The sequence below is a fragment of the Neorhizobium populisoli genome, from assembly GCF_019430945.1.
Classification (GTDB): Bacteria; Pseudomonadota; Alphaproteobacteria; order Rhizobiales; family Rhizobiaceae; genus Neorhizobium; species Neorhizobium populisoli.
The window spans coordinates 417,166-440,840 of record NZ_JAHYCB010000007.1; the positions used below are offsets into that span (position 1 = coordinate 417,166).

General features: G+C 59.9%; 22 protein-coding genes. 20 read left to right on the plus strand and 2 right to left on the minus strand.

Annotated features, from left to right (window positions below; genetic code table 11):
- Positions 1-269 precede the first annotated feature (269 nt).
- Genes KX729_RS21995 through KX729_RS22025 form a run of 7 tightly spaced genes read left to right on the plus strand, consistent with a single transcriptional unit; the run spans position 270 to position 8,368 of the window.
- Positions 270-1,883 (plus strand): ABC transporter substrate-binding protein, encoded by a 1,614-nt coding sequence (locus tag KX729_RS21995; protein WP_219744629.1) that lies wholly within the window; start codon positions 270-272, stop codon positions 1,881-1,883.
- Positions 1,883-3,037 carry an acetylornithine deacetylase gene (argE, locus tag KX729_RS22000; RefSeq protein ID WP_219744630.1) on the plus strand — a complete coding sequence of 385 codons (1,155 nt, stop codon included), beginning with the start codon at positions 1,883-1,885 and terminating at the stop codon, positions 3,035-3,037. The genes KX729_RS21995 and argE overlap by 1 nt, the downstream gene beginning before the upstream one ends.
- 39 nt (positions 3,038-3,076) lie before the next feature.
- A complete protein-coding gene (locus KX729_RS22005; protein ID WP_219744631.1) occupies positions 3,077-4,048 on the plus strand; it encodes an ABC transporter permease in 972 nt (323 codons plus the stop codon).
- A complete protein-coding gene (locus tag KX729_RS22010; RefSeq protein WP_219744632.1) occupies positions 4,045-4,980 on the plus strand; it encodes an ABC transporter permease in 936 nt (311 codons plus the stop codon). The genes KX729_RS22005 and KX729_RS22010 overlap by 4 nt, the downstream gene beginning before the upstream one ends.
- Positions 4,977-5,957: an ABC transporter ATP-binding protein gene (locus KX729_RS22015; RefSeq protein ID WP_219744633.1), complete on the plus strand. Its 981-nt coding sequence runs from the start codon at positions 4,977-4,979 to the stop codon at positions 5,955-5,957. The genes KX729_RS22010 and KX729_RS22015 overlap by 4 nt, the downstream gene beginning before the upstream one ends.
- Positions 5,954-6,961: an ABC transporter ATP-binding protein gene (locus tag KX729_RS22020; RefSeq protein ID WP_219744634.1), complete on the plus strand. Its 1,008-nt coding sequence runs from the start codon at positions 5,954-5,956 to the stop codon at positions 6,959-6,961. Before KX729_RS22015 ends, KX729_RS22020 begins: the two co-directional genes overlap by 4 nt.
- Before the next feature lie 18 nt (positions 6,962-6,979).
- Positions 6,980-8,368 carry a M20 family metallopeptidase gene (locus KX729_RS22025; RefSeq protein WP_219744635.1) on the plus strand — a complete coding sequence of 463 codons (1,389 nt, stop codon included), beginning with the start codon at positions 6,980-6,982 and terminating at the stop codon, positions 8,366-8,368.
- Here KX729_RS22025 and KX729_RS22030 read toward each other — a convergent pair.
- Positions 8,365-8,736: a DUF2147 domain-containing protein gene (locus KX729_RS22030; protein WP_219744636.1), complete on the minus strand. Its 372-nt coding sequence runs from the start codon at positions 8,734-8,736 to the stop codon at positions 8,365-8,367. The two genes, KX729_RS22025 and KX729_RS22030, sit on opposite strands and share 4 nt — an antisense overlap.
- Positions 8,737-8,910: 174 nt before the next feature.
- Here KX729_RS22030 and KX729_RS22035 point away from each other — a divergent pair, with 174 nt between their 5' ends.
- The 8 genes from KX729_RS22035 to KX729_RS22070 all read left to right on the plus strand — a co-directional run bounded on the left by KX729_RS22035 (position 8,911) and on the right by KX729_RS22070 (position 16,746).
- The gene (locus tag KX729_RS22035; protein ID WP_219744637.1) at positions 8,911-9,711 is read left to right on the plus strand and encodes a DUF1295 domain-containing protein; all 801 of its coding nucleotides are present in this window, start codon (positions 8,911-8,913) and stop codon (positions 9,709-9,711) included.
- A complete protein-coding gene (locus tag KX729_RS22040) occupies positions 9,708-10,736 on the plus strand; it encodes an SAM-dependent methyltransferase (protein WP_219744638.1) in 1,029 nt (342 codons plus the stop codon). Before KX729_RS22035 ends, KX729_RS22040 begins: the two co-directional genes overlap by 4 nt.
- Entirely contained in the window at positions 10,736-11,263 is a 528-nt protein-coding gene (locus KX729_RS22045) for a hypothetical protein (protein ID WP_219744682.1), read from the plus strand. The genes KX729_RS22040 and KX729_RS22045 overlap by 1 nt, the downstream gene beginning before the upstream one ends.
- 489 nt (positions 11,264-11,752) lie before the next feature.
- On the plus strand, positions 11,753-12,370 hold the full coding sequence (locus tag KX729_RS22050; RefSeq protein ID WP_219744639.1) for an HAD-IA family hydrolase: 618 nt from the start codon (positions 11,753-11,755) through the stop codon (positions 12,368-12,370).
- A 16-nt stretch (positions 12,371-12,386) separates the two neighbouring features.
- Complete coding sequence (locus tag KX729_RS22055) at positions 12,387-13,457, plus strand: ABC transporter ATP-binding protein (RefSeq protein ID WP_219744640.1); 1,071 nt, start codon at positions 12,387-12,389, stop codon at positions 13,455-13,457.
- Between the two features lie 50 nt (positions 13,458-13,507).
- On the plus strand, positions 13,508-14,746 hold the full coding sequence (locus KX729_RS22060) for an extracellular solute-binding protein (RefSeq protein WP_219744641.1): 1,239 nt from the start codon (positions 13,508-13,510) through the stop codon (positions 14,744-14,746).
- A gap of 237 nt (positions 14,747-14,983) precedes the next feature.
- On the plus strand, positions 14,984-15,886 hold the full coding sequence (locus tag KX729_RS22065; RefSeq protein ID WP_246617739.1) for a carbohydrate ABC transporter permease: 903 nt from the start codon (positions 14,984-14,986) through the stop codon (positions 15,884-15,886).
- Positions 15,883-16,746 carry a carbohydrate ABC transporter permease gene (locus KX729_RS22070; protein ID WP_219744643.1) on the plus strand — a complete coding sequence of 288 codons (864 nt, stop codon included), beginning with the start codon at positions 15,883-15,885 and terminating at the stop codon, positions 16,744-16,746. The genes KX729_RS22065 and KX729_RS22070 overlap by 4 nt, the downstream gene beginning before the upstream one ends.
- A gap of 2 nt (positions 16,747-16,748) precedes the next feature.
- On the opposite strand, the gene KX729_RS22075 is transcribed toward KX729_RS22070, so the two are convergent.
- Positions 16,749-17,657: an AraC family transcriptional regulator gene (locus KX729_RS22075; protein ID WP_219744644.1), complete on the minus strand. Its 909-nt coding sequence runs from the start codon at positions 17,655-17,657 to the stop codon at positions 16,749-16,751.
- A 266-nt stretch (positions 17,658-17,923) separates the two neighbouring features.
- Here KX729_RS22075 and KX729_RS22080 point away from each other — a divergent pair, with 266 nt between their 5' ends.
- Genes KX729_RS22080 through pglA form a run of 5 tightly spaced genes read left to right on the plus strand, consistent with a single transcriptional unit; the run spans position 17,924 to position 23,673 of the window.
- A complete protein-coding gene (locus KX729_RS22080) occupies positions 17,924-18,808 on the plus strand; it encodes a carbohydrate ABC transporter permease (protein WP_219744645.1) in 885 nt (294 codons plus the stop codon).
- A gap of 2 nt (positions 18,809-18,810) precedes the next feature.
- Positions 18,811-19,716 (plus strand): carbohydrate ABC transporter permease, encoded by a 906-nt coding sequence (locus tag KX729_RS22085; RefSeq protein WP_246617740.1) that lies wholly within the window; start codon positions 18,811-18,813, stop codon positions 19,714-19,716.
- 5 nt (positions 19,717-19,721) lie between these two features.
- On the plus strand, positions 19,722-20,834 hold the full coding sequence (locus KX729_RS22090; protein WP_219744646.1) for an ABC transporter ATP-binding protein: 1,113 nt from the start codon (positions 19,722-19,724) through the stop codon (positions 20,832-20,834).
- A 33-nt stretch (positions 20,835-20,867) separates the two neighbouring features.
- The gene (locus KX729_RS22095; protein ID WP_219744647.1) at positions 20,868-22,139 is read left to right on the plus strand and encodes an ABC transporter substrate-binding protein; all 1,272 of its coding nucleotides are present in this window, start codon (positions 20,868-20,870) and stop codon (positions 22,137-22,139) included.
- Between the two features lie 4 nt (positions 22,140-22,143).
- Complete coding sequence (pglA, locus tag KX729_RS22100; protein WP_219744648.1) at positions 22,144-23,673, plus strand: polygalacturonase PglA; 1,530 nt, start codon at positions 22,144-22,146, stop codon at positions 23,671-23,673.
- Positions 23,674-23,675: the final 2 nt, after the last annotated feature.

Below are 23,675 nucleotides of genomic sequence, written 5' to 3' on the forward strand. Positions count from 1 at the left end.
CTACCGGCCAGCGTCGGCGGGTTGACTGTCGTTTCCAGCGTTTTTGCCCGTCGAAAAGAGTTTCGCTCATTTGATCAAACATGCTTGCATGTTTTATGAAAACGCATATTCTTTCCTCAAGCCTCGATAGTAGGCACGTTTTACAACGATGGGAACGCTGCAATGTCTTCACTCCGTGAGCATTCTCCAGATAGATATTTTAAATTTAAAATATCTATCCTTCCGTTGTCCGCATTCTCTTTTCCCTGTGGCACGCTTAGGAGATCATGATGTCTATTTCATTTTCCGCATTCAAACGCAGGCTGTTGCTGGGCACTATGGCCGTGGCACTTGCAGTTCCCCTCTCTGCGCCGCTGGCCACCACCGTGCGGGCCGCGGACTTCAAGTTCGCCGGCCCGCTCGACGCTTACACGCTCGATCCACACGCGGTTTCCAACACGCTGATCTTCGCGGTTCTGGCCAACGTCTACGAGCCGCTGGTTCGTCGTAACGCCGAACAGAAAATCGAGGCGGCACTTGCCACCGAATGGAAACAGGTGGACGGCACGACCTGGGAATTCACCCTGCGTCAGGGCGTGAAATTCTCGAACGGCAATCTGTTCAATGCCGACGACGTGATCTTCTCGCTGACCCGCGGCCAGGCCGGCGGCATCAAGGCAAACCTCAATTCGATCTCCTCCGTCGAAAAAGTCGATGATTACAAGGTCCGCTTCAAGACCCGCGCCGTCAACCCGATCCTGCCGAACCAGCTGACCAACTGGCTGATCATGGACAAGGAATGGGCCGAGGCGAACAATGCCACGGCGCCGGGCGCCGCCAACAACGCCACCGAAACTTTTGCCAATCGCAACGCCATGGGCACCGGCCCCTACGTCATCAAGGAACGCGATCCGGGCGTGAAGACGGTTTTCGCGACCAATCCGGGCTGGTGGGACAAGAAGACCGGCAATGTCGACAACGCCACGTTCTTCGTGATCGCCAACCCCTCGACCCGCGTTTCGGCGCTGATCTCCGGCGAAGTCGACATGATCGACGGCGTGCCGCCGCAGGATGCGGAACGCATCGAAGCCGATCCGAAGCTGCACATGCAGGCCGGTCCCGACCTGCGCACCATCTATCTGCAACCGGACCTCGCACGCGACAACCTGATCTTCGGCAGCGAAAAGACCAAGAACCCTTTCAGGGAATTGAAGGTCCGCCAGGCGATGGAACTGGCAATCGATACGGGCGCGATCCAGAAGCGCGTCATGCGCAACTTCTCGGTTCCGGTCGGCCTGCCGATCGGCAAGGAGGTCAACGGTTTCGATGCGGCCCTCGGCGCGCCGGTGAAGCCGGATGTCGACAAGGCCAAGGCGCTGATGAAGGAAGCCGGCTACGAAAACGGCTTCTCGGTGACGCTGGACTGCACCAACGACCGTTTCATGAACGATGAGGCGACCTGCCTGGCCGTTGCCGCCTCACTTGCCCGCATCAACGTCAAGGTCGAGCCGCGCGCCCAACCGACCGCCAAGTGGGCGACTCAGGTCAATCCGCCGGAATACAATACCAGCTTCTCCATGCTGGGTTATTCTCCGAACACCTATGATGCGCACATCTTCCTGACCTCGATCGCCGCCACCCGTGACCCGAAAACCGGCCTCGGCGCCTTCAATATCGGCGGTTATTCCAACCCGGAGGTCGACAAGCTGATCGACGCCATTGGCAAGGAAACCGACCAGGCTAAGCGCACCGGCATGATCACCGACGCGTTCAAGCTGATCAAGGCGGATGTCGGCTTCATCCCGCTTCACCAGCTCAACATTCTCTGGGGCGTGAAGGACAACGTCACGGTCGTGCAGCCCGCCGACCTCGCCTACCCGCTCCGCTATTTCACGGTGAAGTAATGACGATCCGGGCAGACATCACGAAACAGCTCGCCGGCCTGGTTTCCTTTCCGACGGTGAGTGCCGTTTCGAACCTCGACCTGATCAAGTATGTCGAAGAGCAGGCCGCCCCCTATGGGGGGCGTGTACGCCACTTCCACAATCCGGAAGGCGACAAGGCCAATATCCTCGTCACCATCGGCCCGGAAACCGCCGGTGGCATCATCTTCAGCGGCCACACGGATGTGGTGCCGACAGAAGGCCAGGCCTGGACGGGCGATCCGTGGACGCTGCGCGAGGCAAACGGCAGGTTGATCGGCCGCGGCGCGACCGACATGAAGGGCTTCCTCGCCTGCTGTCTCGCGGCCGCACCCGGCATCGCGAAGAAAAATCTCAAGAAGCCGATCCATCTCGCCTTTTCCTATGACGAGGAAGTCGGCTGTACCGGCGTCGGCTCAATGGCCGAATGGGTCGGCAAGAGTGATCTGAAGCCACGCCTCGCCGTCATCGGCGAAGCAACCAGCATGGATATGATCGCGGCCCATAAGGGCGGCCTGATCGGTTGGTGCCGCATCAAAGGCAAGCCGGGGCATTCGTCCCAGCCGGACCGTTATGTCAACGCAGTCATGGTGGCCGGCGATATGATCGCCGAGATCAACCGCATCCGCGAAGACATGCGCAACGGCCCGCAATTCGAAGGCCTCGATCCACCATATTCGACAACCCAGGTCACGGTCATCAAGGGCGGCCTGCACGGCAACATCGTCGCGGAAAGCTGCGAATTTTTCTGGGAAATGCGCCTCATTCCCGGCCAGGACACGTCCGTGGTCTTGGAGCGCATGAAGCGTTTTGCCGCCGAGAAGCTTGAGCCGGCCATGAAGGCGATCGATCCATCCTGCGGCATCGTGTTCGATGTGCTGGCCGGCATTCCGGGCCTGAAGCCCAATAACGATCCGGCACTCGACGCGGAACTGCTTGGTCTTCTCGGCCGCTCCGAGCCGCGCTATGTTTCCTACGGCACGGAAGCGGGCATCTTCCAGATCGCCGGCGTTCCCTCGGTCGTCATCGGCCCGGGCGATATCGCCGACGCGCACCAGCCGGACGAATCGGTGGCGATTTCCGAACTGGAGAAATGCACTGCCTTCCTTGACCAGCTCGGTGACACCTGTTGCTGAGGATTGGGCCGCTGACATTTTGGCTGCTGAGGATCTGAAGTGCTGAATTATGCCGCATCCCGGATCGTGCAGACGGTCATCGTCCTGCTCGTGATCAGCTTCATCGCCTTCCTGCTTGTCGCCAATATCGGCGACCCGCTGGCGGCTCTCCTATCGGCCGACGCGACCGTCAACGAACGCATGGAACTGGTCGCGCGGCTCGGCCTCGACCAGCCGATCGGCACGCGCTTCCTGCATTTCCTTACAAACCTGCTGCAAGGCGATTTCGGTCTCTCCTACCGCACGCAGGATCCGGTGGCGAAACTCATCATCGAGCGCATGCCGGCAACAGTCGAACTGGCCTTCGTCAGCCTGCTGATCACCATTGCGATCGGCGTTCCGGCTGGCATCTATTGCGGCGTCAACCCGAACTCGCTGTTCGGCCGGTTCATCATGCTGATCTCGACGGCCGGCATTACGCTGCCGAACTTCGTTGTCGGCCTGCTGCTGATCGCTGTCTTTTCCGTGCAGTTGGGCTTGTTACCGTCCTTCGGCCGCGGCGATGTGGTCAAGCTCGGCTTCTGGAGCACCGGTCTTCTGTCCGTTTCCGGTTGGCGGGCAATCATCCTGCCGGCGGCGACGCTCTCAACCTTCCAGGTCGCCTTCATCATCCGCATGCTGCGAACCCAGCTGATGGAAGTCGGTATGAGTGAGCATATCCGCTTCGCCCGCGCCCGCGGCCTGTCGGAAGCCCGCATCTGGTATGTTTATGCGATCAAGAACACGCTTCTGCCGGTCATCACCATGCTCGGCCTTCAGCTCGGCAATATCATCGCCTTCTCGGTGGTGACGGAAAACGTCTTTGCCTGGCCGGGCCTCGGCTCGCTTTTCCTGCAATCGATCCAGGCGGCCGATATCCCGGTCATCGCCATCTACCTGATCTTCGTCGGACTGGTTTTCATGGTCATCAATCTCGTCGTCGAGCTGCTTTATCCGCTGATCGACGCCCGCGTGTTGAGGAGGCAATCATGACGCCCCTCGTGAGCACTCCTGCCGCCCGCCGAAGCCGCTTTTCCAACCTGCGGCGCGCCATGCTGAAGGCACCCGGCGCCACGCTTTGCGCCTTGACCATCTTCGCGATGTTCGTCTACGCCTTCGTGGTGCCGCTGTTTTCGCAGAACCCGTTCGAGTTTGCCGGCATGTCGGTTCTGGACTCGTTCATTCCACCCATGTGGATGACCGACGGTGTTCCGGACTTCCCCCTCGGAACCGACGACCAGGGCCGCAACTTGTTCACCGCCATGGCCTATGGCATGCGCACGTCGATCATCGTCGGCTTCCTGTCGGTCATGATCGGTCTGGTGCTTGGCGGCAGCCTCGGCCTGATCGCCGGCTTCGTCGGCGGCAAGGTGGATGCCTTCATCATGCGGCTTGCCGACGTGCAGCTTGCTTATCCGGCTCTGCTGCTCGCGATGATCATCGACGGCGCGGCCCGCGCCGCCCTCGGCGCCGAGCGCAGCGTCACCACCGCCATCACCATCGTAGTCCTGTCGATCGGTATCGCCTTCTGGGTCCAATATGCCCGCACGATCCGCTCGTCGGTAATGATCGAGCGCGATCAGGACTATGTCTCGGCCGCCCGCATCACCGGCCGCAGCAATCTGTCGATCATCGTCCTGCATATCCTGCCGAACGTCATGGCGCCGGTTCTGGTCATCGCCACGATCAATCTCGGCATCGCCATCATCACCGAAGCAACGCTTTCCTTCCTCGGCATCGGCATTCCGGTCACCTCGCCGTCGCTCGGCACGCTGATCCGCAACGGCAACAACTTCCTGCAGTCCGGCGAATGGTGGATTTCCGTCTGGCCCTGCCTCGTGCTCGTCCTCTTCGTCGTCTCGGTCAACATCCTTGGCGACCACTTGCGTGACGTCTACAATCCGAGACTGAAGGGCCGCTCATGACCTCTCCGCTTCTCGACGTCCGCGATCTCACCGTCACCATCAACCGCGATGCCGGCATGGTCACCGCACTCGACAAGGTCTCCTTCCACGTCAATCCCGGCGAAGTGCTCGGCATCGTCGGCGAATCCGGCGCCGGCAAATCCATCACCGGTGCGGCGATCATCGACCTCCTCGTACCGCCCCTCAAGCGCACCGGCGGCACGATCACGCTTGCGGGCGAACGGCTCGACACTCTTTCGCCGAAGGCGATGCGTGCGGTGCGCGGCGGCAAGATCGGCTTCATCTTCCAGGACCCGATGACCAGCCTCAATCCGGTCATCACCATCGGCCGGCAGCTTTGCGACACGATCGAGGCACATCTGAAGATCGGCGGCGACAGAGCAAAGAAAAAGGCGCTGGAATGGATCGAAAGGGTCGGCCTGCCGAACCCGGACGTGCAGTTCAAGCGTTATCCGCACCAGCTTTCCGGCGGCATGCGCCAACGCATTGTCATCGCTCTCGCCCTCTGCGCCAATCCGGCGCTGGTTATTGCCGACGAACCGACCACCGCTCTCGACGTTTCGGTCCAAGCACATATTCTGCAACTGATGCGCGACCTGCATCGCGAGAGCAGGACGAGCATGATGCTGATCACCCACGATCTCGGCGTCATCGCCAAGATGGCGGATCGCGTCGCGGTGCTCTATGCCGGCCGCGTCGCGGAAATCAGCCTCGTCGGCGAACTCTTCAACGCGCCGAAGCATCCCTATACCCGCGGCCTGATCCGCGCGACGCCGATGCCCTCGCCTGATGGCAATGTCCGCCTCGACCAGATTCCCGGCGCCATGCCGGGCCTTGGCAAGACACCGCCCGGCTGCGCCTTCAATCCCCGCTGCTTCAAAGCCGAGGGCGACTGTTGCGTGACCATTCCGCCTCTGACCGCCCGGGAAAGCGCCGCGTTTTCCTGTTTCCACCCGCTGGAAAAGGAGGTCGCATGAGCGCCCAGGATTTCCTCACCCTCACCGGTGTCAGCAAGGTCTATCGTCGCGGCCAAAGCCTTCTGGAGCGATTGAAGAAGACCGATGCGGGCGGCACCAAGGCCGTCAGCGACGTCAGCCTGATGATCCGCCATGGCGAAACGGTCGGCCTCGTCGGTGAAAGCGGTTGTGGCAAGTCCACGCTTGCCCGCCTTGTTTCCGGCCTGATGGCACCGACCTCCGGCGAGATCGTCTTCCGCAAGGACAAGACCGGCAGGACGCCGCGCCTGCAGATGATCTTTCAGGACCCGTATTCGTCGCTCAATGGTCGCTGGACGATCGAGGACATCATCGCCGAGCCGATCAAGGTGCACAAACTGCGCAAAGGTCGCGCCGCGATCCGCGCCCGCGTCGATGAATTGCTGGTCCAGGTCGGCCTATCGCCCGCCGATGCGGAAAAATATCCGCAGGAATTTTCCGGCGGCCAGCGTCAGCGTATCTGTATCGCCCGGGCTCTCGCCGGCGAACCGGAATTTCTGATCCTCGACGAGCCGACCTCGGCGCTCGATGTTTCGGTCCAGGCGCAGATCCTCAATCTCCTGCGCGATCTTCAGAAAAACCTGCATCTCACCAGCCTGTTCATCACCCACAATCTCTCGGTCGTGCGGATCATGGCGGACCGGATCGGCGTCATGTATCTCGGCGAACTGGTCGAGGAAGCGCCTTCCGAAGAGTTGTTCCGCCGCCCGCGCCACCCCTATACGCGCCTGCTGATCGATGCGGCACCGGACATGGATACCGACGACCGCTCGTTGCACCCGATCGCCGGCGAACTGCCCAACCCGGCTTTTCCACCTTCCGGCTGTCGTTTCCACACCCGCTGTCCTTTCGCCAAGGACGTCTGCCGCAGCACGGCACCGCCACAGAAGATGACGGATGCCGGCGGCCTGTACCGCTGCCATTTCGATCTTGACCTTTCGAATACTTCGACCGTCCCGGCGCTTGCCAAAATGAAGACCGCCTGAAATCTGAAGGATGCCCCGATGACCACCGCCCCCTCCCGCCAGGCGACGATCGACAAGGCCGTGGGTTATCTGGATGACGGCTCCTTCGAAGCGACGCTACGTAAACGCGTCGCCATACCTTCCGCCAGCCGCATCGAGGCCAACAAGGCGGACCTCTGGCGTTATGTCACCGACGACATGCGGCCGTTTTTCGAGCGACTGGGCTTCGCCATCAAGATTTACGAAAATGAACTCGCCCCCGGTCCCTTCCTGATCGCCGAGCGCATCGAGGACCCGAGCTACACGACCGTCCTGCAATATGGTCATGGCGACGTTGTCGCCGGTCTCGACGGCCAGTGGGACGAGGGTCTGTCTCCCTTCGAGATGACCGAAAGGAGCGGCGCCTGGTATGGTCGCGGCACTGCTGACAACAAGGGCCAGCATGCGGTCAACCTTGCGGCAATCGAAGCTCTGATGGCCGTCAAAGGCTCGCTCGGCTTTAATCTCAAATACCTGATAGAGATGGGCGAAGAGTCCGGTTCGCTCGGTCTCGAGGAAATGTGCGCCGCCCATCGGGACGAGCTGAAGGCTGACGTCTTCATCGCTTCAGACGGCCCGCGACTTGCATTGGACCGGCCGACCATCTTTCTCGGCGCTCGCGGCGGCATGTCTTTCTACCTGGAGATCAACGCCCGCGAAAGTTTTCAGCATTCGGGCAACTGGGGCGGCCTTCTCTCCAATCCCGGCATCGAACTCTGCCACGCCATCACTGCGCTTGTAAGCCGCACAGGCCAGATCAAGGTGCCGGAAATGACGCCGGGGTCCATCCCGCAAAACGTCCGCATGGCGCTACAGGACTGCAAGATTACCCCGACTGCCGATGATCCGCCGATCGAACCCTGGTGGGGCGAGCCGGGCCTTTCGGCGGAGGAAAAGGTCTTCGCCTGGAGTTCTTTCGAGGTGATGGAGATGGAATGCGGCAACCTTGCCCAGCCGCTCTACGCAATCCCGCCCAAGGCCCGAGCCCGCGTTCAGCTACGTTTCCCGGTCGGCGTCGATCCGAAGGCCGTTGTGCCAGCGGTTCGCAAAGCGTTGAAAGACGCCGGTTACGACCGGGTCGAGGTAAAAGACCCGGCCGACGCGATTTTCCTGGCGAGCCGTCTCGACCCGGATCATCCCTGGGTCAGGCGCGTCACCGCTTCCATTGAAAAGACGCTTGGCAAGCCACCGGCAATCCTGCCCAATCTCGGCGGTTCGTTGCCGAACAATATCTTTTCCGATCTGCTCGGCTTGCCGACCATCTGGATCCCGCATTCCTATCCCGGCTGCCTGCAGCACGCAGCCAACGAACACCTGCCGATCGCGATCGCCCGCGAGGGTCTGGCGATGATGGCCGGGCTTTATTGGGATATTGGCGAAGCCGGCTAATTGATCCGCGTCCAGTCGACGCCTTTGCAGATGATGCCGGCCAGCACACAGCCCCGGGTCGTCATCTTGTCGCCGCTGATCGTCACCGTCATCTTGTAGGTGAGATCCCGTTGCGGATCGAAGGCCGTGCCGGAATATCCGTCATTAGAGGTGGGCTTGATCGTCATCACCAGCTTGTCGCCGACTTTTTCCTTCGGCGTACCCGGTTTGATCCAGGTGTTGGTGGCACAGACATCCGATCCGCAGGGCGCGACCCGCACCTTGGCGTTGCCGTCGCCGCGCGCCCATTCGCCATTCATGTCGCCGGCCGTAGCCGAAGTCGCGAGACAGAAGGCAAATGTCACCGCTGCTGCTGAAATCCATTTCATCGGCATGTCCTCCAGATAAGGCCGCCACCGCCAGCAGTCCCATGAAGAACTACGCGAGCATCCTCACTTCGGTTCACTGACGAAAATCTTTGAGCACCAGCAAACCGGTTCGCACTGTCTTCCGTAATGCAGGATCAGGAGCGTAATGATGCGCGCCGGATCGTGAGCGGATGCATGGACTTGGCTCTTCTGATCATCATCGCAATCTGGCTGTCGCTGGCCATGGCCGGCGCCTGGGTGATCCAGCGCTCCACGGGTCTCAGCGGCTGGATCGACACGATCTGGTCCGGCGCGGTCGGCATCGGCGGCGTTATGGCGGCGCTGTTTGCACACGGCGATTTCGACCGGCGCATCACCATCCTGATCATCATCGCCGCCTGGGCGCTCCGGCTTGGAAGCCATATCGGTTCACGCACCAGAGGCAGCGGCGAAGATCCGCGATATGCGAAATTCATCGAGGAATGGGGGGAAAGCGCTGCATGGCGGCTGTTCCTCTTCCTGCAGATCCAGGCTTTCGCAGCGTTCATTCTGGTCTTGGCTGTCTATCTCGCGGCGACCAATGACAATCCCTTCCCCAGCGTTATCGATCTTGTCGCCATGCTCGTCGCCATCATCGCGCTCGGCGGGGAAGCGATATCCGATCTCCAGCTTGCCCGTTTCCGCAAGACGCCGCAGGCCAAAACAGAAGTCTGCGAAACCGGCCTCTGGCGCTATTCCCGCCACCCAAATTATTTCTTCGAATGGCTCTTCTGGTGCAGCTGGCCGCTTTTTGCGCTTGCGACACCGATCTGGAGTTGGCTGTCGCTGTTGGCGCCGCTGCTGATGTACTGGCTGCTGGTGCATGTCTCCGGCATTCCGCCGCTCGAAGAGCACATGCTGCGCTCGCGCGGCGAAAAGTTCCGCGCCCTTCAGCGCCGCGTCAACGCCTTTTTTCCCGGTCCTCGCAAACTCCACACTCAAGGAGATAAGCAATGAACATGCTGGCCTTCGCCATCAACACTGCCGAGCGCGCACCGCTCACCGACGGCATGACGCTCGCCGGCATCGACTTCCTTTGTGCCCGCACCAAGCGGAAACTTGCGACGACGACGGTCGATGCGGAACGCCTCTTCGTCGAAACTATGGGCCACTTCCCCGTCGCTACCCACACGGACGAGGCCAACCGCCAGCACTACGAGGTTCCCGCCGAGTTTTTCGCACTCGCGCTCGGCCCGCAGAGAAAATACTCCTGCTGTCTCTATCCAACCGGCGACACAACACTCGAACAGGCGGAAACCTACGCGCTGGCCGAGACGGTGAAAAACGCGGCGATCATCGACGGCATGAGCATTCTTGAACTCGGCTGCGGTTGGGGCTCGCTCTCGCTGTATCTCGCACAGCAGTTCCCGAATTCGAGCATCACATCCGTCTCCAACTCTGCGTCTCAGCGCGCCTACATTCTCAATCGCGCTAAGCGGCTTGGGCTGCACAATCTCAGCGTCATCACCGCCGACATGAACGATTTCTCCACCGACCAGCAACACGACCGCGTCGTCTCAGTGGAAATGTTCGAACACATGTCGAACTGGCGGACGCTTCTGGAGCGCGTTCGAGGTTGGGTGAAACCCGATGGAAAACTGTTCCTGCATGTTTTCACCCACAAGGATCGGTCCTACCGCTTCGACCACGACGATCCGTCGGACTGGATCGCCCACCACTTCTTCACCGGCGGTATCATGCCCGCGCACGATCTGCCGCATCGTTTCGGCGATCTGTTCAAGGTTCAGCAGGAATGGCGCTGGTCCGGTACGCACTACCGCCGCACCGCGCTGGATTGGCTCGCCAATTTCGACCGCGAGATTGGCCATATCCAGCCGATCCTTGCCGAAGTCTACGGCAAGGACGCGGCACTCTGGCAGCGCCGCTGGCGGTTGTTTTTTCTAGCCACCGCGGGCCTGTTCGGCCACGACAATGGCGAAGTCTGGGGTGTCGGCCACTATCTACTGGCACCAACGGCGTGATGGCCGAACCGAGACCGATACCTGATCCCCTTACCCAGGCGACTGTCACGGTCGCCTGGGTCATCGTCCTGAACAAGCCGTTCTACCCGTTGTACGTCTGGTATCTGGTCGGCAATGGCGTAACGGCATCGCTTAGCACGCTGGTATCCGCGCCTTTTTTCCTGGCGATTCCGTTTCTGGCTGGGCGGTCGCCACTCATGGCGCGCATAGCACTGCCGCTTGTCGGCACGTTGGACACGCTGTTCGAAACGAAACTCTTCGGTCAGGCGTCAGGCACCGAACTGTTTTTCGCCGCCTGCATCATGCTTGCAGCCTTGTCCTTCACGCCGGAAGAGAAATGGTGGCAACGCGGCATGGCTGCTCTGGTATTCGCCGTATTCGCGTTTTCACGCAGTTATCTGGGTGCGCCGCTTCACAATTGGAGCGATGCCGATCTCACGATCCTTTTCAACCTGAACGCTTTTGCCGTCGCTAGCCTCATGGCGTTCATCGCGCTACGATACGCGGGAATCTCTCGCAACCGATAGATTTACTTTCGCTGGTCGCGAAATTCAGAGAATAAATTATTCCAATCTTCACACGAAATACGCCTTCCAGCACGGCCGGTTTTACACTTGGCTTGAATCTCTGGGCATGAAAATCATCACCTTAGCAGCTTTGCCTGAAAGACAATGCTGGAAGAAACGAGGCTGATCCGCCAGCTTTGCTTTTTAGTCTGCGCTAGGCTCGTCCTCATCCGAGGCAAAGGCAATCCTTTAGTCCTCTGAAGCGGCTGAAACCCTTGAAATAAGTAGGCGTATAGCGCCCATCAGCAGGCGGAGCATAAACGAAAAGGGCGTTGAGTTCTCCGGCGTTGCGATCATCCGTCTCATCTATAAATTTCTGGTAATTGAAACCGCGTAAGCCGACTCCTCTCTCCCGGAAAAGGCAAGAATAAAAAATTCCAATCTTCATTGACACAACGGAATTATCCAATAGGGTGCGCTTAAGAACAGGGAGCGAATGGCCGGCCAGCCATGACGAAACGGGAAAAACTCTTCGTCTTTGATATCGGCAATGTTTTCGTGAAACTCGACCCGGTTTCGCGCGATCGCGCCGTTGCGCGCTCTGACGATCCCTCGTCCTCAAAGCGCTATAGGGACGTGCCAAGGGCGGTCTTCCGCGATTTCTGCCGCGGCCATATGGCAGAAGCCGACTACGTGCAGGCACTCACGGAAATCTTCGGCGTGGGCTCTGACGCTGTTTATGCAGCCGAGCATGCCTATGTCGCAGAAAGCTTTGCCGGCTTCATCGATGTAGTTCGCGCCCTGAAGGAGCGTCACCGAGTGGTCTGTCTCAGCAACAACCAGACAATCCACTGGCGCTATATCAACGACAATATTCTCAAGCCCGGGTATTTCGACCGGGAATATCTTTCGCAAAATATGGGCCTCGAAAAACCCGATCCGGAGATTTTTCGAGCACTGACCGAAGCGGAAGATTGTGCCGGCAAGGACGTCGTCTTCGTCGACGATATCGAAGAAAATATCCTGGCGGCACGAGCGGCCGGATGGCAGCATTGCATCCACCATGTCGACCCGAATGAGACGGCGCGGATGCTTGAGGCAATCGCTTCCGACCACACCACGAATTGACGAGGACGGACCCTGCATGGCTCGAATGACGCTGAGCGGCATCAAGAAAAGCTTCAACACGACCGACGTGCTGCACGGCATCGACCTCGAGATCGCCGACAAGGAATTCATCGTCTTCGTCGGGCCGTCCGGCTGCGGCAAGTCCACCTTGCTGCGCCTGATTGCCGGCCTCGACAATATCAGCGCCGGCGAATTCCGCATTGACGACCATCGCATGAACGAGGTTGCCCCGTCACGCCGTGGCATTGCCATGGTTTTCCAGTCCTACGCGCTTTATCCGCATATGGATGTCTACGAAAACATGGCCTTCGGCGTACGCCTGATGGGTCTGGAAAAGGCCGAGATCGAACAGCGTATCGACGAGGCTTCGAAGATGCTGCGCCTCGATCCGCTTTTGAAGCGAAAACCGCGTGAACTCTCCGGTGGTCAGCGGCAGCGTGTCGCGATCGGTCGTGCGCTCGTGCGCAAGCCGAAAGTCCTCCTGCTCGACGAACCGCTGTCGAACCTCGATGCAGCGCTGCGCTCGGACGTGCGCCTCGAAATCGCCCGCCTGCATCGCGAGATCGGCGGCACGACGATCTATGTCACCCACGACCAGGTCGAGGCGATGACATTGGCCGACCGGATCGTGGTGATGAATAACGGCAAGGTGGAACAGTTCGGCAGTCCGCGCGAGCTCTATGAGCGGCCCGCCAACACCTTCGTCGCTACCTTTATCGGCTCGCCGCGCATGGCGCTTCTCGATGTCGAGCGCAGCGGCAACAATCTCGCACTTGCCGGTTCCGGCTCGTTGACCCTGGGAAAGTTGCCAGCTGGCGGCGAACGCGAACTGGTGATCGGCGTCCGTCCGGACGCGTTGACAATCAAGACCGACGCTTCTGCGGAAGGCTTCAAGGGAAGCGTGATCTATACCGAATATCTGGGCGACAATACCTTTGTTTACGTCCGGCTCGGTGATGGCACGCTGGTCAGCGTCCGCGCCGACGATGCGATCGATCTGAAGCCGGATGCGCCGGTCACCATCCAGGTCGCGCCGGATGCCATTCACTATTTCAGCCGCTCGACACGGGAGAGGCTGGCGGCCTGATCCGAGAATTCGTCTCCAACAAGATTAAAAGCAGAGAGGAAGGAACAACGATGAAAAAGCTGATCATGAGCACGATCGTCGCCCTGGGAGCTGTGGCAACCGCATTGCCGGCCTGGGCGGAAGAACTGAGCTTCTGGAGCTGGCGCCAGGAGGACAAGGCGCAGTACGAGAAGTTCATCAAGGCGTTCGAAGCCAAAAACCCGGGCATTACCGTCAAGTTCGAGACCTTCGAAGCCACCAATTACAACACGATCCTGTCGACGGCTCTGGCTGGCGGCTCCGGTCCGGACCTGATGTTCGCCCGCGCCTATGGCGGCCTGGAAAACGTCGCGAATGCCGGCTATCTGCTGCCGCTCGACAAGACCAATGTTCCGGCGCTCGAGAAATTCGCGCCAGCCGCGGTTGCCGCCGAAACCGTGCGTTCCAGCAAGATCACCTATGCGGTGCCTTTCGCCAGCCAGACGATGCTGGTCATCTACAACAAGGACCTGTTCGATAAGAACGGCCTGAAGGAGCCGGAAACCTACGACGATCTCGTCAAGGCATCCGAAAAACTGAAGGCTGCGGGCGTCATGCCGTTCGGCAATGGCACCGCAACGGCTTGGCAGAACGAAGTCATGGTCGGCGGCATCGCGTCTTCCCTGATGGGCAAGGGTTTTTACGACGACCTGATGGCCGGCAAGGCCGACTTCACCGACAAGCGTTATGTCGAAGCGCTGACCAAGCTCAAGGACATCACCAAATATTTCCCGGACGGCTTTATCGGTCTCGATTATGCCTCCTCGCAGCAGCTCTTCGCATCCGGCATGGCCGGCATGTTCGTCGGCGGCTCATATGAGATCGCCAACTTTAAGAAGCAGAACCCGAAGATGAACATGGGCATCTTCGCGATGCCGGGCATGAAGGCCGGCGACCAGAAACTGGTCGCCCAGTATTTCGACGGCGGTTATGCGGTCAACGCCAAGACCACAAAGAAAGACGCGGCGCTGAAGTTCGTCAACTTCCTCGCCAGCCAGGAATTCGGCCAGATGTTCGCCGATGATCTGAACAACATCTCGGCGGTGCCGGGCGTTGCCTTCAAGGACGCACTGCTGGGTGAGGTCGCCGAGCTCAACAAGAACTCGATCCCCTACATCATGCTGGTGCATTTCCGTTACGGCGAACCGTCCGGTTCCGTCCTGCTGCAGGGCGAAATCCAGAAGCTGTTCGGCGGCAAGGCGACCCCAGAAGAGGTGGGCAAGAACCTGACGACGGGTCTCGCCGCCTGGTACGCGCCGTTTAAGAAGTAACCGAAACGAGGAGCGGCCTTGCGGCCACTCTTTTGCCCCTCACCCTAACCCTCTCCCCGCACGCGGGGAGAGGGGACGTGCCCCGCCCAAAGTCGAGATTGGCCCAGACGGTGCGTCTCGCTTCCTTCTCCCCGTCAGAACGGGGAGAAGGTGCCGGCAGGCGGATGAGGGGCAAAGCCGCATGCGTGAATGCCCGATATCAAACCAAAGAGACCAATGATGCCCGGATCGCCCCTCATGGCGCGACGTTTGTGGATCACGGCGCTGATCGTGCCGCCGCTCGCCTTCGTCGCCCTGTTCGTCGTCTATCCCATCATCTCCGCCTTCGCCTATGCCTTTTTCCAGTGGCACGGGCTGGCGCGGGGCGAATTCGTCGGTTTCGCGAATTTCTACAAGGTCCTGTTCACCCAGCCTTATGCGGACTGGACGGTGAACGCATTCACCCACAACGTGCTGGTCTTCTTCGCGCTGATGGTGCTGCAGAACGGCATCGGCTTCCTGCTCGCCTATTGCGTCTGGCGCGAACTGCCGGGCGCAGCCTTCCACCGCATCGCGGTCTTCCTGCCGGTCGTGCTGTCGACCATCATCGTCGGTTTTCTCTTCAAGCTTTTCCTGCATCCGTTGTTCGGCGTGGTGAACATCTCGCTGCGCGGCACCGGCCTTGGCTGGCTGGCGCAACCCTGGCTCGGACAGGGTTCGACGGCCCTCTGGTCGCTGATTATCGCCAATGCCTGGCACATGGTCGGTTTCCCGACCCTCGTTTTCCTCGCGGGCATGCAGCGCATCCCGGGTGAAATCCTCGATGCTGTGCGTATGGAAACCGAAAGCGAATGGGTGAAGATCAGCAAGGTCGTCTGGCCGCTGGTGGCGCCGAGCGCGACCGTCGTCTTCACCCTGCTCTTCGTCGGTTCGTTCAACTGGTTCGAATTGCCCTATATCATGGCCGGCGTCGACGGCTCGCCGCACAAGTCGACCGACGTTCTCGGCCTCTATTTTTACCGCACCGCCTTCGGTGACCAGTCCGGCTCCGGCCAGGATTTCGGCGCAGGCAGCGCGCTCGCCGTGCTGATCTTCGTGTTTATCGCCGTTTTTGCCGGCTTCATCACCTTCCGGCTGAGGAAGCGGGAGATCCAGATATGAGCGCAGCAACCGAAACCTATTACGACCGCCGCGGCATCCTGCAGATGCTCGGCCGCGACGGGCTGATCCAGGTCATCCTGATCCTCAACACGATCGTGATGCTCGGGCCGCTGGTCATCATGTTCTTCGCGGCGTTCAAGACCAACGCGGAAATCTTCCAGTCACCGTTCTCGGTGCCGGATTTCACGAATTTCGCCAATATCGCGAAGATCTGGACCGAGACGAATTTCCTGCGTTACCTGATCAATTCGGTCATCGTCACCGGTTCGTCGATCGTCCTGATCCTGACGCTCGGTACGATGGCGGCTTATGGCATCGCCCGTTACAATTTCCGTGGCTCCGGCTTCGTGTTGATGTTCTTTGTAGCGGGCCTCACTCTGCCGCTGAAGCTTGCGATCATCCCGCTCTTCATCCTGATGCGCGATCTCGGCATCCTCAACACCCAGCTTTCGCTGATCATCATCTATGTCGCGATGGGTCTGCCGACGACGGTCTTCATCATGACCGGCTTTATCCGAACCCTGCCGAACGAGCTGGAAGACGCTGCCCGCATGGACGGCGCCAGCGAACCGCGCATCATGTGGTCGATCATGTTGCCGCTTGTGCGCCCCGCCCTGGTCATAGCCGGCATCCAGAACGTCGTGCCCATCTGGAACGACTTCTTTTTCCCGCTGATCTTCATCCAGAAAGACGCGCTCAAAACCCTGCCGCAGGGACTGACCACCTTCATGGGCGAATACACGACCGACTGGGGCATCCTCTTTGCCGGCCTGATGCTGTCCTCGGCGCCGGTCATCCTGATCTACATCATCCTGTCGCGCCAGTTCATCAACGGCATGACCGCCGGCGCCGTGAAGTAACCTTAGCGCGTCAGCGGATAGATCAGCCGCCCATCCTCCTCACCGCGCGGGAACGCTCCCTCGCGGTGACGCTTTTCCGCCTGCTGATACCCTTGCGGGCTGATGCCGATATAGCGCTTGAACATGCGCGAGAAATAATAGGCATCAGAATAACCGGAGAGCTCAGCCGCGCGCTTAACGGTACAGCCACCGGCCATCAGGCCCATGGCGCGCTCCATCCGCTTGAACTCCTGGAACTTGTCCGGCGTCCAGCCGATCCGTTTGCGAAACTCACGCTTGAAATAGTCGGGATTGTAGGGCGCCGCATTCACGGTCTCTTCGACCACCGCCTCGTTCATCGGATCGGCCGCGATCTGGCTCGCCGCGACCATGATCGAGAAGGACAACGCATCGGGATTGCCGACATTACCGACCGATTGCTCTCGCCAGCCGGTATGCGCCTGCTCGATGAATTCGATCAGCAGGAACATGAAGAGATGGTGCTGCATCAGCGTCGTCGAATAGGGTGGCGCGTTATCGTAATAATAGCGGGCCAGCTGCTCCATCATTTCCCAGCGCGCCAGCGTCACCGCTTTTTTCAGGTTCATCTGGGCTATCATGTCGAGCCGACCATAGAGGTCGAGCGTGAAGTGCTGGGCAATGCCGGTATAGTCCTCGCGGGACGTTGAATAGCCGGTGAACCAGGTATCCGCCGGCAAAAGCATCGCGCGGCCCGGCGCCATATCGATCACCTCGCCCTCCACTTCATAGCGTGCCGACCCCGTCAGGCAGATGATCAGATCGTGCACACTGTTCGACTTATCGACGCTCCACGTATGCGAATGCTGCATCCTTATGGTTGAGCGGGTCAGCGTCAGTGCCATCGCACTCATCGGAATTCCGGTCAGAATGCTATGTTCGATTTTCTCCATCCTTTTCCCCGAATTCGTCGATTTGCTCTACGCGGCAAAGTGAGAATATCAGCGCGGGAGCTGAGACATCAACATATCGATGGCAAGAACTGGAGGAAATGGCGCGTCTTCTGCCCGGACCTGATAGGGTCTCGATTATCTGCAGAAGAAGCGCCAGAGGTTGCGATGCACAATAAGGGAAGTGTCTCTTCGTTCGATATGATCCATGCCGGCAGCGGCTTCCACAACTGTGCGGCGTCATGCATGCGCAATGCGGAGCGCGCAGCATGAGCGGCGATAACCGGTTCATGGGGCTGATCTACCTGTCGCCCTACATTCTCGGGCTTATGGTGTTTACCGCCCTGCCCTTTCTGGCATCGCTCTATCTGAGCTTCACCAATTACAACCTGATGGACGCGCCTGTTTTCACCGGGCTTGCCAATTACATCAAGCTGTTCACCGCCGACCGTACCTTCCGCAAGTCGCTCTGGGTGACGTTGATCTATGTCTTCACCACCGTGCCGCTGAAGCTCGCCTTCGCACTCTTCATGGCGGTGATCCTGAACTACAAGCTGAAGTTCATCAACGTCTTCCGCACCGCCTATTACGTTCCGTCCATCCTCGGCGGTTCGATCGCCATCGCCGTTCTGTGGCGCTACATCTTCGCCGATGTCGGTCTCGTCAACATGGGGCTGCAGCTCATCGGCTTCGAGCCCGTCAACTGGTTCGGCGACCCGACCAACGCGCTCTTCACCATCACGCTTCTGCGCCTCTGGCAGTTCGGCTCGGCCATGGTGATCTTTCTCGCCGCCCTGCAGAGCATCGACAAGACGCTCTATGAAGCAGCCTCGATCGACGGCGCCGGCAAATGGACGGGTTTCGTCTACATCACCCTGCCGCTGATCACGCCGGTAATTTTCTTCAACCTGATCATGCAGATGGTCCAGGCCTTTCAGGAGTTCAACGGCCCCTACATCATCACGCAAGGGGGGCCGCTGAAATCCACCTATCTCCTGCCGATCTATATCTATGACGAAGCCTTCAAGCGCTTCGACATGGGTTATGCCTCCGCCATCGCTTGGGTTCTGTTCGTCATCATCATGGCCCTCACCCTCATCGCCTTCTGGTCCTCGCGCCATTGGGTTTACTACGCCGGCGACAAGAGGGGCTGACCATGACCGAGCACATTCTCCAAAACACCACCACCGCCCGCGACGTCGAAACCGTCCGCGCCCGCGAGCTTCGCCGCCACCGTATCAATGCCGTGTTGCGTTATGCGTTGCTTGGTGGCGTTGGCCTCTTGATGCTTTACCCGCTGATCTGGCTGATCGGTGCATCGTTCAAGACCAACTCGGAAATCTTCGCCAATCCCGGCTTCTGGCCGGAAAAGCCGACGCTCGACGGATATATCGCCGGCTGGAAGACCTCGACGCCCTACACGTTCGGCACGTTCTTCCTGAACACACTATGGATCGTCATCCCTAAGGTGATCGGCACCGCAATCTCCTGCACGGCGGTCGCCTACGGCTTTGCCCGCTTCGAGTTTCCGGGCAAGAAAATCCTGTTCGCCTCGTTGATCGCCACGCTGCTTCTGCCAAATGTCGTCACCCGCATTCCGCAATATCTGATCTTCCGCGATCTCGGCTGGCTCGACAGCTATCTGCCACTCTGGGTGCCCTCAGCGCTGGCCGGTGATGCCTTCTTCGTCTTCATGCTGGTGCAGTTCCTGCGCGCCATTCCGCGCGACATGGAAGAAGCCGCCCGCGTCGATGGCGCCAATACAATCCAGACGCTGATCTTCATCGTCGTACCGCTGATCATGCCGGCGCTGATCTCGGTCTGCCTCTTCCAGTTCATGTGGACGATGAACGACTTCCTCGGGCCGTTGATCTACATCTCCTCGGTCGAGAAATACCCTGTCTCGCTGGCACTGAAACTGTCGATCGACACGACCGAAGCCTTCGAATGGAACCGCGTGCTGGCCATGTCTGTCCTGTCGCTGGCTCCGGCGCTTGCGGTCTTCTTCCTCGCCCAGAAATATTTCATCGACGGCATCTCGTCCGGCGGCATCAAGGGATAATCGATATGGCCCGTCTGCAACTGAGAAACCTCGAAAAGGACTACGGCGAGTTCCGCGCCGTGCATGGCATCAATCTCGATGTCGAGGATGGCGAGTTCATGGTCCTCGTCGGCCCCTCCGGCTGTGCCAAGTCGACAACGCTCAGGATGATCGCCGGCCTCGAGCGCGTCACCGGCGGCGAAATCCGCATCGGCGGCGAACTGGTCAACGACAAGACGCCCGGCGACCGCGGCATCTCAATGGTCTTCCAGAATTATGCGCTTTACCCGCATATGAAGGTGCGCAAGAATCTCTCCTTCAGCATGCGCCTGAAGCGGCGTCCGGGCGAAGAGATTGAAGCCGCGACCAATCAGGTTGCCGATCTGCTGGAAATCGATCCGTTGCTCGACCGCTTGCCGAAGCAGCTTTCCGGCGGCCAGGCGCAACGTGTTGCCGTCGGCCGTGCGCTGATCAAAAAGCCGCAAGTCTTCCTGTTCGACGAACCGTTGTCCAACCTCGATGCCAAGCTGCGTGCCTCAATGCGGGTGCGCATCACCGACCTCCACAAGCAACTGAAGGCCGCTGGCCAGCAGGCGACGGTCATCTACGTGACCCACGACCAGACGGAAGCCATGACCATGGGCGACCGCATCTGCGTCATGAAGGACGGTCACATCATGCAGGTCGCCGATCCGGTGACGCTCTACAGCCGCCCTGCCAACACTTTCGTTGCCGGCTTTATCGGCAGCCCGGAAATGAACTTTCTGGATGGCGTGATCGAAGGCGAAAACAGCATTCGCGCCGCGGAGCAGATCGTTGCGCTCGGCGAAGGTTTCCAGAAACGCCTTTCAGGCGACGCCCATGGTCAGGTCACCCTCGGCATCCGCCCGCAGCACCTGAAGATCGCCGCCGCGGAAACGCCCGGTACGCTGAAGGGCAAGCTTAACCACATCGAGTTCCTGGGCCACGAAGTCTACCTCTATGTGGATATCGGCCCGAAACGCCTGATCGCCGTCGTGCCGTCCAGCACCTATGACCGCAGCGCTTTGCGCGACGATTGGGTCTGGCTTTCGGCCGACCCGAAGGGTGTTCATCTGTTCGACCGCCAGACCGGGGAAAACATCAGCCTGGCGGCCTGATCCATTCATCGTTTCAACTTGGGAGGAGCCAAAATGAAAACCTTGATTATGACGGCGGCTCTGTTTGCCGCCACCAGCCTTTCGCCCCTTAGCCTTTCGACAGCATCCGCCGCAAATCTTCGCATGTCCTGGTGGGGCAGCGACGACCGGCACATCGCCACCCAGGAGGCGCTCAAAATCTGTGGTGCCAAGTTCGGCCATACGATCGCGCCGGAATTCACCGGCTTCCAGGGCCACCAGGAAAAGGTCGCCACGCAGCTCGCCGGCCGCACCGAAGCCGACATCATGCAGATCAACTGGCCGTGGCTGCCGCTGTTTTCCAAGAGCGGCGACGGTTTTGCCGACCTCAACCAGTTCAAGGACATTATCGACCTCAGCCAGTGGTCGAAGTCCGATCTCGATGACGGCACGGTCAAGGGCAAGCTGAACGGCATCTCCGTCTCGACGACCGGCCGCGTCTTCATGTTCAACAAGACGACCTATGATAAGGCCGGTGTTCCGATCCCGAAGACCTGGGACGACCTGATCGCCGCAGCACCTGTCATGAAGGAAAAGCTCGGCAAGGAATATTTCCCCTTCGAAGGTGCTGCCCTCGACGCCCGTCTCGTCGTGGTCCTGCGCACCACCCAGAAGACCGGCAAGGACCTGATCGACCCCGCCACCAACAAGGTTGCGTGGACGCAGGCCGAGCTTGCCGAAGGCCTGAAATTCTATCAGACGCTGGTCGACAAGGGCGTCATCGAAAGCTGGAAGACGGTTGCGGCCGGCGGCAACAAGCCGCTGCACGAAAACCAGAAATGGGCCAAGGGTCAGATCGCCGGCACCTATCAGTGGGACAGCACCTACGGCAAGATCGCCACACCGATGGAAAAGGGCCAGGAACTGGTTCCAGTCAAGCTGCTCACCATCGAGGGTGCGAAGACGGATGGCGTTTACCGCAAGCCCTCCATGCTCTTCTCGATCTCCAAGAACAGCAAAGACCCGAAGGCGGCCGCTCAGGTGCTGAATTGCCTGCTGAACGATCCGGAAGCCGCAAAAATTCTCGGTGCGACCCGCGGCATCCCCTCCAGCAAGGTGGCGCTCGATACGCTGAACAAGGAGGGCAAGGTCAAGCCGGTCCAGCTGGAAGCCTATAAGCGCGTCATGGAGCCGACCAGCCCCGGCGTCTCGCCGCTTAACGAGCATCCGCGCGTCACCGAAGTCTTCGACACCAATTTCGAAGCCTATGCCTATGGCCAGCAATCGGCCGAGGATACGGCGGAAGAAATCATCGCCGGCATCAACGACGCACTGACGGGGATCTGATCCAGTGACGGGTGCCGCCATCGAACTCCTGGCCACCGGGCCGCGCAACGCGACGTTCAGCATGGATGCCGACGAGCATCTGTTCGAACGGGACGAAGCGCTCGCCTGGCGGCTCGAAAAAGCCGATGGCGGCCTCGTGACCGAAGGGACGACGACGAGGGTCGTCTTTTCGACATCCCAGCTCGAACCGGGCACGGCTTATAATCTCCATGCAGGCGGCACCGGATTAAAGTTCTCCACCCGCAAGGAAACCGCGCTTCTCGATATTCGCGATTTCGGCGCTTTGCTGAATTCGCCCAACAACGCCGCAGCTATACAGCGTGCGGTGGAAGCGTTGCCGACCGGCGGCACGCTGAAAATCCCGGAAGGCCGCTGGCTCTCCGGCCCGATCTTCCTGAAAAGCGATATGGCTCTGCTGATTGAAGACGGGGCGGAATTGGCCGCCGTCTCCGATCGCGATGCTTTCCCGATCCTGCCCGCACGCCACCCGGATGGCCGCATCCTCGGCACCTGGGAAGGCGTGGCTGAAGCCTGCTACGCCAGTCTGGTCAACGCCATTGACCGCCACAATGTCATCATCACCGGCGGCGGTATCGTCGACGGCGGTGGAGACCGCGGCGACTGGTGGTTATGGCCGAAGGAGACCCGCAACGGCGCACGCCGGGCACGTACAATATTTCTCTCCGGCTGCGAGAACGTGGACCTCACCGGCCTCACCATCCGCAATTCACCGGCCTGGACCGTCCATCCGGCTTTCTGCAAAAACCTGCTCGCGGCGGACCTGAGCATCCAAGCCGACCCCCATTCACCAAACACCGACGGCCTCAACCCGGAAAGCTGTTCGGATGTACAGCTCGCCGGCCTCGCCATATCGGTCGGTGATGATTGCGTTGCCATCAAAGCCGGAAAACGCAGCCCGCAGGGCATGCCCGACCAGCCAACTGAACGGGTGACGATCTCCAACTGCCTGATGCAACGCGGCCATGGCGCGGTGGTGATCGGCAGCGAAATGAGCGGCGGCGTGCGCGACATCGACATCCGCCGCTGCTATTTCAAAGGCACGGACCGCGGCCTGCGCATCAAGACCCGCCGCGGCCGTGGTGGCACGGTGTCCAATATCCGCGTTGCCGATTGCCTGATGGAGGACGTGGCGACGCCGGTCGCGGTCAATTCTTTCTATTTCTGCGATGCGGATGGTTATTCGGACTATGTCCAATCCAGAGCACCTTTGCCCGTTTCGACGGAAACACCGAACATCCGCTCGATCTCCGTTGAAAACGTCACTGTCAAAGGTGCCCGCACCGCTGCGGCGGTCTTCTACGGCCTGCCGGAAGCGGCAATCCACGATATCGCCTTCGAAAATTACAGCGTCTCCTTCGCACCGGATGCCGAAGCCGAAGTGCCGGAAATGGCATCACTTCTCACGCCACTCCGCCATGCCGGCATTATCGCGGAAAACACGGTGTTCAGCCGCCTTACGCAGCTTTCCCCGTCATCCATCCATCCCGCCCCACTCCCCACAGGCCAAGACTGAAA

Bases quoted from the DNA above. Each gene is read 5' to 3' on its own strand.
- KX729_RS21995 (WP_219744629.1), top strand. From the start codon at position 270: ATGTCTATTTCATTTTCCGCATTCAAACGCAGGCTGTTGCTGGGCACT.
- argE (WP_219744630.1), top strand. From the start codon at position 1,883: ATGACGATCCGGGCAGACATCACGAAACAGCTCGCCGGCCTGGTTTCC.
- KX729_RS22010 (WP_219744632.1), top strand. From the start codon at position 4,045: ATGACGCCCCTCGTGAGCACTCCTGCCGCCCGCCGAAGCCGCTTTTCC.
- KX729_RS22015 (WP_219744633.1), top strand. From the start codon at position 4,977: ATGACCTCTCCGCTTCTCGACGTCCGCGATCTCACCGTCACCATCAAC.
- KX729_RS22020 (WP_219744634.1), top strand. From the start codon at position 5,954: ATGAGCGCCCAGGATTTCCTCACCCTCACCGGTGTCAGCAAGGTCTAT.
- KX729_RS22025 (WP_219744635.1), top strand. From the start codon at position 6,980: ATGACCACCGCCCCCTCCCGCCAGGCGACGATCGACAAGGCCGTGGGT.
- KX729_RS22030 (WP_219744636.1), bottom strand. From the start codon at position 8,736: ATGAAATGGATTTCAGCAGCAGCGGTGACATTTGCCTTCTGTCTCGCG.
- KX729_RS22035 (WP_219744637.1), top strand. From the start codon at position 8,911: ATGGACTTGGCTCTTCTGATCATCATCGCAATCTGGCTGTCGCTGGCC.
- KX729_RS22040 (WP_219744638.1), top strand. From the start codon at position 9,708: ATGAACATGCTGGCCTTCGCCATCAACACTGCCGAGCGCGCACCGCTC.
- KX729_RS22045 (WP_219744682.1), top strand. From the start codon at position 10,736: ATGGCCGAACCGAGACCGATACCTGATCCCCTTACCCAGGCGACTGTC.
- KX729_RS22050 (WP_219744639.1), top strand. From the start codon at position 11,753: ATGACGAAACGGGAAAAACTCTTCGTCTTTGATATCGGCAATGTTTTC.
- KX729_RS22055 (WP_219744640.1), top strand. From the start codon at position 12,387: ATGGCTCGAATGACGCTGAGCGGCATCAAGAAAAGCTTCAACACGACC.
- KX729_RS22060 (WP_219744641.1), top strand. From the start codon at position 13,508: ATGAAAAAGCTGATCATGAGCACGATCGTCGCCCTGGGAGCTGTGGCA.
- KX729_RS22065 (WP_246617739.1), top strand. From the start codon at position 14,984: ATGGCGCGACGTTTGTGGATCACGGCGCTGATCGTGCCGCCGCTCGCC.
- KX729_RS22070 (WP_219744643.1), top strand. From the start codon at position 15,883: ATGAGCGCAGCAACCGAAACCTATTACGACCGCCGCGGCATCCTGCAG.
- KX729_RS22075 (WP_219744644.1), bottom strand. From the start codon at position 17,657: ATGGAGAAAATCGAACATAGCATTCTGACCGGAATTCCGATGAGTGCG.
- KX729_RS22080 (WP_219744645.1), top strand. From the start codon at position 17,924: ATGAGCGGCGATAACCGGTTCATGGGGCTGATCTACCTGTCGCCCTAC.
- KX729_RS22085 (WP_246617740.1), top strand. From the start codon at position 18,811: ATGACCGAGCACATTCTCCAAAACACCACCACCGCCCGCGACGTCGAA.
- KX729_RS22090 (WP_219744646.1), top strand. From the start codon at position 19,722: ATGGCCCGTCTGCAACTGAGAAACCTCGAAAAGGACTACGGCGAGTTC.
- KX729_RS22095 (WP_219744647.1), top strand. From the start codon at position 20,868: ATGAAAACCTTGATTATGACGGCGGCTCTGTTTGCCGCCACCAGCCTT.